The sequence below is a fragment of the Bariatricus sp. HCP28S3_F11 genome (assembly GCF_052065395.1).
In the GTDB taxonomy this organism is placed as follows: domain Bacteria; phylum Bacillota; class Clostridia; order Lachnospirales; family Lachnospiraceae; genus Allocoprococcus.
Window position 1 is genome coordinate 1 of sequence record NZ_JBQHUC010000058.1, and the last position, 9,673, is coordinate 9,673.

A 9,673-nucleotide genomic window follows, 5' to 3' on the forward strand; every position below is an offset into this window, starting at 1 on the left:
GATCGCAGAATAACCAATAGTAATTAATCAACCTGCTGAGCTTTGCTCAGTTTGAAGCGGAATGGCGCTCCGTTCCTCTGGAACGGATGCGCAGTTCTTGCGGAATATGCATACATACAACTTATATACAAATAAATACAAGTTTAAAATTTGTACAAAAAGTTGTACTTGATTTTGTAATATATTACGTCTTGCTAAATGAAAAGTTGTGTTGTATATTAATACCATAAACAAAATTGATGAGACGGAAAACTATACAAATTCAACAAAAAATTTGTAATCCGCTCATTAAGAGAATTTAAAGGAGGAAAAGAAGCATGAAAAAGAGAATTCTCAGTGTAGCTCTTGTAGCAGTTATGGCACTTTCGCTTGCGTTTACAGGATGCGGTAACAAGTCTGAAGAAGGTGGAAGCGGAGACAGCGGAAGCAAGACGGAGAGCAATGGTAAAAAAGTAGGTGTAGCAATGCCGACTCAGAGCTCAGAGAGATGGATCAGAGACGGTAAGAACATGAAAGAAAAACTGGAGGGAATCGGATATGAAGTAGACCTTCAGTACGCAGAAGACGATGTTCAGGCACAGGTTTCTCAGATTGAGAACATGATTGCTAAAGGTGCTAATTGCCTGGTTGTTGCAGCTATCGACTCTTCAGCTCTGGTTAACGTACTTGCTCAGGCTAAGTCCAATGACATCCCGGTTATCGCTTATGACCGTCTGTTAATGGATACAGATGCAGTAAGCTACTATGCATCTTTCGATAATGAAGGTGTTGGTAGAAAGATTGGTGAATACATCGAAGAAAAAGCTGGACTTAAGACTGCCACAGAGCCTCAGACAATTGAATTCTTCATGGGATCTCCGGACGACAACAACGCAGTTCTTCTTCACAAAGGTGTTATGGGCGTCCTTCAGCAGTATCTTGACAATGGAATGCTTGTATGCAAATCAGGAAGAACATCATTCGAGGATACATGTATCTTAAGATGGTCTCAGGAAACAGCTCAGCAGAACTGTGAGAACTACTTATCAGGATTCTATGCAGACGAAGATCTTGACATCTGCTGCTCAGCATTTGATGGCTTCTCATATGGTATCAAAGCTGCTCTTGAAGGTGCTGGATATACTGAAGAAAACTGGCCAATCATCACAGGACAGGATGCAGAAGTTATGGCAGTTAAGAATATCATTGCTGGTAAACAGACAGCTACAATCTTCAAAGACACAGGACTTCTTGCAGAAAAATGTGTAACAATGGTTCAGGCAGTGCTTGAAGGAAAAGAACCGGAAATCAACGATACTGAAACATACGACAATGGCAAATTGGTTGTACCTTCTTACCTTTGCGAACCAGTAGCTCTTGATAAAGATAACTACAAAGAACTCGTAGTAGACAGTGGATACTACACAGAAGAAGAAATTCAGAACGCAGAATAATCTGAATAATGTTTAAGATAGGGCGGCGGCGATATTGCTGCCGCCCTGATTTTTGAAATCCTTATTACGAAGTAAGGTCCCTGGAAGTGATTCGGGGAACAGAAGAAACCTCAGGCATGAGCAGGGGGAGTTTGAGTTTGAAAACGAAGCCGCAAGGCTTTGAAAATATAAAAGAAAAGGAGCTGAGAAAATGTCTGATTACATTCTGGAAATGAACCATATCACCAAAGAATTCTCAGGCGTAAAGGCGTTGGACGATGTAAACCTTAAGGTTAAACGCGGTGAGATTCATGCACTTTGCGGTGAAAATGGTGCTGGAAAATCAACCTTGATGAATGTATTATCCGGTATCTATCCGTTCGGTACATATTCTGGTGATATCGTTTATAACGGAGAAATCGTGAAAAATCACAACATTAAGGACAGTGAGAAAAAAGGTATTGTAATTATTCATCAGGAACTTGCACTTAGCCCATATCTTTCTATCGCAGAAAACGTTTTTATGGGAAATGAGCAGACTTCTATGAAGGGAGTTATTGACTGGACACAGACGCATAATAAAGCCCAGGCAATGCTGGAAAAGGTTGGACTTTACAACGAAAATCTGGATGCGCCGATCAACACGTTGGGTGTAGGAAAGCAGCAGCTGATCGAGATTGCAAAAGCGCTTGCTAAAAAGGTTGATCTGTTGATTCTGGATGAACCGACTGCAGCATTGAATGATGAAGAAAGTGCACAGCTTTTGGAGATCATGCTGAAACTGAAAGAACAGGGAATTACATGTATCATCATCTCACACAAACTGAATGAGATCAGCTATGTCGCAGATGCTATCACTGTTATCCGTGATGGACACACGATTGAAACTCTTACAAAAGGAATTGATGATTTTTCAGAAGACCGTATCATTAAGGGAATGGTTGGCCGTGAGCTGACAAACCGTTATCCGGAAAGAAATCCGGAGGAATGCCCGATCGGAGATGTTGTCCTGGAAGTGAAAAACTGGAATGTATTCCATCCGGAAGATGCGAACCGTCAGGTACTGAAGAATGTGAATATTAAAGTTCGTGCAGGAGAGGTTGTAGGACTTGCTGGTCTGATGGGGGCAGGAAGAACTGAGTTCGCAATGAGTCTTTTCGGACGTGAGTATGGTCAGAAAATTTCCGGACAGATTTTTATGCACGGAAAAGAAGTTAAGATCAAGAATGTAAGAGATGCAATCGCTAATAAGATTGCATATACTTCTGAAGACAGAAAGACATATGGACTTGTATTGATCAATGACATTAAATGGAACATGACATTGGCTGCCCTTCGTGGATTCTTCTCTAAGAATGGTATTGTAAATGCCAATGAAGAAGTGCTTGCGGCAGAGAAATACAAAAAGCTCATTAACATCAAAGCAAACTCCATTGACCAGGCGGTTGGTTCCTTGTCAGGTGGTAACCAGCAGAAAGTAGTTTTGTCGAAATGGATGTTGACAGAGCCGGATGTACTGATTCTGGATGAACCTACCCGTGGTATTGACGTTGGTGCAAAATACGAGATTTATTGTGCAATTAATGATTTGGCAAAGGCTGGAAAAGCGGTCATCGTTATCTCTTCTGAAATGCCGGAAATCATTGGAACCTGTGATAGAACCTATGTACTGAACGAAGGACAGATCGCAGGAGAATTATCAAAAGAAGAGTTATCTCAGGAAAAGATTATGAAATGCATTATGCAGCATAATAACAGGAAAGGGGAATAACAATGGAGAAGAAAAAAACAGTTAATCTTGATTTAAAGCAATTCGGTATGGTATTTGCTTTGATTGCAATTTATATTATCTTTTATTTCATGACAGGTGGAATTAATGCAACACCTATGAATATGAACAACCTGATCATGCAGAACAGTTACGTTGTCATTCTTGCAACCGGTATGCTGCTTTGTGTATTAACTGGTAACGTTGACCTTGGTGTTGGTTCTTATGTCGCACTCTGTGGTGCAATTGCTGCAAAATTGGTAGTTGAAAATGGCATGAGCATTCCGCTTGCTTTCCTTATTACTATCCTTGTTGGAACTGCTTTTGGTGCATTTAACGGATTTTTTATTGCCTACCTTGATATCCCGCCATTCGTAGTTACTCTGGCAGGTATGCTTATTGGCCGTGGTCTTACATACACACTTCTTGAATCAAAGACAGTAGGACCGCTTCCGGATGCATATGTAAAGGTTGGTGCTGGTTTCTTTATTACAAATAAAATCCAGATGGGATCAGGTACACTTGATATCGTATGTATTATCGTTGCAATTGTTGCAACAGCCCTGATCATTTTATCAGAATTAAAATCTATTAAGACAAGACAGAAATACGGTCTTGCAATTGTTACTCCATGGCAGACAATTGTAAAACTTGCAATTATCATTGCAATCGTATGGTTCTTCTTCTACAAACTTGCAAGATACAATGGTATTCCAATTGTGCTCATTATTATGGCTGTTATTGTTGGTATTTACCATTTCATTACAAGTAAGACGGTACCGGGTCGTCAGATTTATGCATTGGGTGGTAATGCAAAGGCTGCAAGACTTTCCGGTATTGATACCAGAAAAGTATTCTTCTGGGTATATACAAACATGGGATTCCTTGCAGCTATTGCTGGTATCGTATTATCAGCACGTAACGCATCCGCTACACCGAAGGCCGGCGACGGATTCGAGCTTGATGCGATCGCATCCTGCTACATCGGTGGTGCAGCGGCAGCCGGTGGTATCGGTACTGTAATCGGTGCTGTAGTCGGAGCATTCGTTATGGGTGTTTTGAACAATGGTATGTTCTTGATCGGACTTTCTACAGACCTTCAGAAAGTAGTAAAAGGTCTTGTACTTCTTGGAGCTGTAACATTCGATATACTTTCTAACAAGAAGAAAAAATAATTATTAAGATGAATGTCGGGCGAAGCTTGTCTGGGCTTCGCCCTGATACAAAGGGGGACAGATAACTATGGAAGAGTTACTGGCCAAATATGAAGAAATCTTAAGGTGGCTGAAAATGCGTTTGGAAAGCGGAGAATTGAAGCCCGGTGATCGCGTAGAATCGGAACATCAATTGTGCGCACATTTTCGTGTGAGCCGTCAGACAGTTCGCCATGCAATTGCACTTCTGGAAGAAGAAGGCATTGTGGAGAGGCGAAGAGGAAGTGGTACCTATATCAAAGCCACAGTAAATGTACAAGAAAAAGAAGAAAAAACCATGCAGGTTGCTGTTATGACAACCTATGTTCAGAAATATATTTTTTCTTCTATTATACAACAGATTGAGAATGAGTTATCCCGCGCGGGATATGGTTTGCAGATTTCTTTTACGAACAATGCGGTCGAAAAAGAAAGGTTTGTTTTGAAAAATATTTTGGAAAAGAATATGGTGGACGGCCTGATCGCTGAGACGACCAAGAGCGGACTTCCCAATCCAAATTTAGATATATACAGAAAAATTATGAATAAAGGAATCCCGGTTCTTTTTATTAATAGTTATTATCCGGGACTTGATATTCCGCATGTATCTTTGAATGATAAACTGGCAGGAAAGATGGTCACCAATCATCTCCTTAAGTGCGGACATCGTAATATCGGTGCGATTTTCAAGGCTGATGACGGGCAGGGACACCACAGATATGCCGGATATGTGGAAGCGTTGATGGAGGCAGATATCAAAATTAAAGGAATGCAGGTAATCTGGATCGATACGGAAGAAGTCAGACATATGAAGGAAGATGCAGGGTGGATCCTCAGACGATTGCAAGGATGTACTGCGTGTGTGTGCTACAATGATGAAGTGGCAACGAAGTTGGTTGCGGTCTGTCTCGAGCAGGGGATCCGGGTTCCGGAGGATTTGTCTATCATCGGAATTGATGATTCGGATCTGGCAAATTATTGTGAAGTTCCGCTTACTTCTGCAAAAAATCCAGTAAGAGATCTGGGTAAAATAGCAGCATTGGAAATGCTTGAAATGATGAAAGGAATGCCGGTACCAAAAGTGACTGAATTGGATCCTGAAATTGTGAATCGTAATTCAGTACGCCTGAGAGATGGATTTTAGAAGTTTAAAAGATTGAGAAGACGCAGGTCTTTCAAATAAAAAAAGAAAGGGAAAGGTGTTAACGCTATGAGTGATGTAAAGAATGCCATTTTAAATGGGAAAACCTCATTGGGAATTGAATTTGGTTCGACCCGTATTAAGGCAGTTCTGGTGGGGGAGGATAATGCACCGATTGCTTCCGGAAGCCATGAATGGGAAAACAGATATGTGGATGGAGTCTGGACCTACACGCTGGAGGATATATGGACCGGACTGCAGGATTGTTACAAGAATCTGACAGAGGATGTAAAGAAACAGTATGGAGTTGCTTTGGAGACTGTTGGCGCTATTGGATTCAGTGCAATGATGCATGGATATATGGCATTTGACAAGGACGGTGAACTTCTTGTTCCGTTCCGTACCTGGAGAAATACAATTACCGGTCCGGCTTCAGAAGAGTTGACGAAGTTATTTGACTTCCATATTCCGCAGAGATGGAGTATCGCTCATTTGTATCAGGCAATATTAAATGGTGAAGAACACGTAAAGGATGTAACATTCTTTACAACACTTGCCGGGTATATTCACTGGCAGCTTACAGGCGAGAAGGTACTCGGAGTTGGAGAAGCTTCCGGTATGTTCCCGATTGATATCGCTACCAGAAACTGGAATGAGAGAATGGTTGCATCGTTCGATGAGTTGGTTGCACCAAAAGGCTATCCGTGGAAATTGGAAGAAATTTTACCTAAGGTACTTCTTGCCGGTGAAAAAGCAGGTGCTCTTACCGAAAAAGGTGCGAAACTTCTGGATCCTACCGGAACACTGAAAGCCGGAATTCCGGTATGCCCGCCGGAAGGCGATGCGGGAACCGGTATGGTTGCTACAAACAGCGTGAAGGTACGCACAGGAAATGTTTCTGCCGGTACCAGTGTATTCGGAATGGTAGTTCTGGAGAAAGAACTTCAAAAAGTCCACGATGAAATTGATCTGGTGACGACTCCGGCAGGTGATCTTGTGGCAATGGTTCATTGCAACAACTGTACGTCTGACCTGAATGCATGGGTAGGAATTTTCAAGGAATTTGCTGAAGCATTTGGAATGGAAGTGGATATGAATAAACTGTTTGGTACACTTTATAACAAGGCTTTGGAAGGTGATGCTGATTGTGGCGGACTTCTGGCATACAATTATTTCTCAGGCGAGCACATTACAGGATTTGAAGAGGGACGCCCGTTATTCGTGCGTACACCGGACAGCAAGTTTAATCTGGCAAATTTCATGAGAGTAAATCTGTTTGCTTCTCTTGGAGTCCTGAAAACAGGAATGGATATTCTCCTGAAAGAAGAGGGAGTGAAGCTGGATGAAATCCTCGGCCACGGCGGACTTTTCAAGACAAAAGGCGTAGGACAGGGAATCCTTGCGGCAGCTCTTAATACGCCTGTTTCTGTTATGGAAACTGCAGGAGAAGGCGGTGCCTGGGGAATTGCTCTTCTGGCTTCTTACATGCTCAATAAGGAAGAAGGAGAAGCTCTGGATGCTTATCTTGCCAATAAAGTATTTGCTGGTCAGGCAGGAAGCAGAATGGAACCGAATCCAAAGGATGTAGAAGGCTTTGATGTATTCAGCAAGAGATACCTTGAAGGGCTTCCAATTGAAAGAGCAGCCGTTGACTCTCTGAAATAATATATTTTAAATGAGGAGGCGTAAAAGTGTTAGAACAACTGAAAAAAGAAGTATATGAGGCCAATATGTTACTGCCAAAATACGGTCTTGTAACATTTACATGGGGTAATGTAAGTGGAATAGACCGTGAAAGCGGGCTGTTCGTAATTAAGCCAAGTGGTGTGGAGTATGATAAACTGACCCCGGAAGATATGGTAGTCATGGATCTGGAAGGTAATAAAGTAGAAGGTCATTACAATCCTTCTTCTGATACAGCAACTCATCTGGAGCTTTATAAAGCGTTCCCGGATATGGGAGGAATTGTTCATACACATTCACCTTGGGCGACAAGCTGGGCTCAGGCAGGAAGAGGAATTCCTTGCTATGGAACGACTCATGCAGATTATATGTATGGAGAAATCCCGTGTGTTCGTAATCTGACCAAAGAAGAAATCGATGAAGCCTACGAAAAAAATACAGGCCTTCTAATCGTAGAACATTTTAAAGGAACAGAATACATGGCAATGCCGGCAGTACTCTGCAAAAACCATGGACCATTTTCGTGGGGGAAAGATGCACACGAAGCCGTACATAATGCGGTAGTATTGGAAGAAGTAGCAAAAATGGCAGCACGCTGTGAGATGATCAATCCGGATGTGAAACCGGCACCGCAGGAACTGCAAGACAAGCACTACTACAGAAAGCATGGTGCAAATGCCTACTACGGACAATAAACAAATAACAAATTTATGAACACGTGCCAAGCGTGTCGGAACTTTCTGAAAAATGAACAAAAAGGAGATTAATACTATGTTAGCATGCAAAGATTACAAATTTTGGTTTTGTACAGGTTCTCAGGATTTATATGGAGATGAATGCCTTGCACATGTAGCTGAGCATTCAAAAATTATTGTAAAGGCTTTAAATGATTCCGGAATTCTTCCATATGAAATCATCTGGAAACCAACCTTAATTACAAATGAAGTGATCAGAAAGACATTTAATGAAGCAAATACAGATGAAAATTGTGCGGGCGTTATTACATGGTGCCATACTTTCTCGCCGGCAAAATCATGGATTTTAGGTCTGAAAGAGCTCAGAAAACCGTTGCTTCATCTTCATACACAGTTCAATCGTGAAATCCCATATGATACGATTGATATGGATTTCATGAATGAGAACCAGGCTGCCCATGGAGACCGTGAATTCGGACATATTTTCACACGTCTGAACAAGAGCCGTAAAGTAATTATGGGATACTGGGAAGATAAGGATACACAGGAAAGAATCGCATCCTGGATGAGAACTGCAATTGGTGTTATTGAAAGCAGTCATGTTCGTGTAATGCGTATTGCAGATAACATGAGAAATGTAGCTGTAACAGAAGGTGATAAAGTAGAAGCGCAGATTAAGTTCGGTTGGGAAATTGATGCTTATCCGGTAAATGAAATTGCCGATGCCGTAAAAGATGTTGCACAGGGCGATATCGATGCATTGGTTGAAGAATACTATGATAAATATGAGATCCTTCTGGAAGGAAGAGATGAAGCTGAGTTCAGAAAACATGTAGCAGTACAGGCTCAGATTGAAGTGGGATTTGAGAAATTCCTGGAAGAGAAAAACTATCAGGCAATCGTTACACATTTTGGTGATCTGGGGGCTCTTCAGCAGTTACCGGGACTTGCAATTCAGAGATTGATGGAAAAAGGTTATGGATTTGGAGCGGAAGGTGACTGGAAGACCGCCGCTATGGTTCGTATCATGAAGATCATGACTCAGGGAATGAAGAACGCAAAAGGAACTTCTTTCATGGAAGATTATACCTACAATCTAGTTCCGGGAAAAGAAGGTATTCTGCAGGCTCACATGCTTGAGGTTTGCCCGACAATTGCAGATGGCCCGATCAGCATCAAATGTCAGCCGCTTTCTATGGGCAATAGAGAGGATCCGGCACGTCTTGTATTTACTTCAAAGACTGGTCCGGCTGTTGCAACATCACTCATTGACCTTGGCGACAGATTCCGCTTGATCATCAATGACGTAGAGTGCAAGAAAGTTGAAAAACCGATGCCGAAGCTTCCGGTTGCAACTGCATTCTGGACACCGCAGCCGAATCTGAAGACAGGTGCTGAAGCATGGATTCTTGCAGGTGGAGCACATCATACTGCATTCTCTTATGACCTGACTGCTGAGCAGATGGGAGACTGGGCAGAAGCAATGGGTATCGAAGCTGTTTACATTGATAAGGATACAACGATCAGAAACTTCAAGAATGAATTAATGTGGAATGAAGCTGCATTTAGAAAATAAGACGAAGATTTTGAAGGACGGATTATAAGTTGAAAATATCCAAAGAAAAAAGGAGTGGCATGATGCCACTCCTTTTTAAGTTTGCGCGCCATGAGCGCGCTCTAACGGGTGAAAGTCGTGTGTTCTGCAAGCTGTTATCAGCTTGCCAGTGAAAGCCTGGTCAAGGTAATCGCCAGTGAGCCTTGTAGCGAACCTCCAATGCCTT

7 protein-coding genes are annotated in these 9,673 nt (G+C 42.1%); all 7 read left to right on the top strand.

Annotation, left to right across the window (positions count from 1 at the left end; genetic code table 11):
- The first annotated feature begins 317 nt into the window (after positions 1–317).
- The 7 genes from chvE to araA all read left to right on the top strand — a co-directional run bounded on the left by chvE (position 318) and on the right by araA (position 9,468).
- On the top strand, positions 318–1,433 hold the full coding sequence (gene chvE / locus ACTNBR_RS15670) for a multiple monosaccharide ABC transporter substrate-binding protein (protein WP_441019134.1): 1,116 nt from the start codon (positions 318–320) through the stop codon (positions 1,431–1,433).
- A gap of 190 nt (positions 1,434–1,623) precedes the next feature.
- A complete protein-coding gene (mmsA, locus tag ACTNBR_RS15675; protein ID WP_427806719.1) occupies positions 1,624–3,183 on the top strand; it encodes a multiple monosaccharide ABC transporter ATP-binding protein in 1,560 nt (519 codons plus the stop codon).
- Between the two features lie 2 nt (positions 3,184–3,185).
- Positions 3,186–4,355, top strand: coding sequence for a multiple monosaccharide ABC transporter permease (mmsB, locus tag ACTNBR_RS15680; protein WP_427806720.1), 1,170 nt, complete (start codon positions 3,186–3,188; stop codon positions 4,353–4,355).
- 67 nt (positions 4,356–4,422) lie between these two features.
- Positions 4,423–5,517 (top strand): GntR family transcriptional regulator, encoded by a 1,095-nt coding sequence (locus tag ACTNBR_RS15685; protein ID WP_427818802.1) that lies wholly within the window; start codon positions 4,423–4,425, stop codon positions 5,515–5,517.
- Positions 5,518–5,583: 66 nt separating this feature from the next.
- A complete protein-coding gene (locus ACTNBR_RS15690) occupies positions 5,584–7,179 on the top strand; it encodes a xylulokinase (protein WP_427806722.1) in 1,596 nt (531 codons plus the stop codon).
- Positions 7,180–7,205: 26 nt separating this feature from the next.
- Positions 7,206–7,892: an L-ribulose-5-phosphate 4-epimerase gene (locus tag ACTNBR_RS15695; RefSeq protein ID WP_427806723.1), complete on the top strand. Its 687-nt coding sequence runs from the start codon at positions 7,206–7,208 to the stop codon at positions 7,890–7,892.
- A gap of 76 nt (positions 7,893–7,968) precedes the next feature.
- Entirely contained in the window at positions 7,969–9,468 is a 1,500-nt protein-coding gene (gene araA, locus ACTNBR_RS15700; RefSeq protein ID WP_427806724.1) for an L-arabinose isomerase, read from the top strand.
- Positions 9,469–9,673 lie beyond the last annotated feature (205 nt).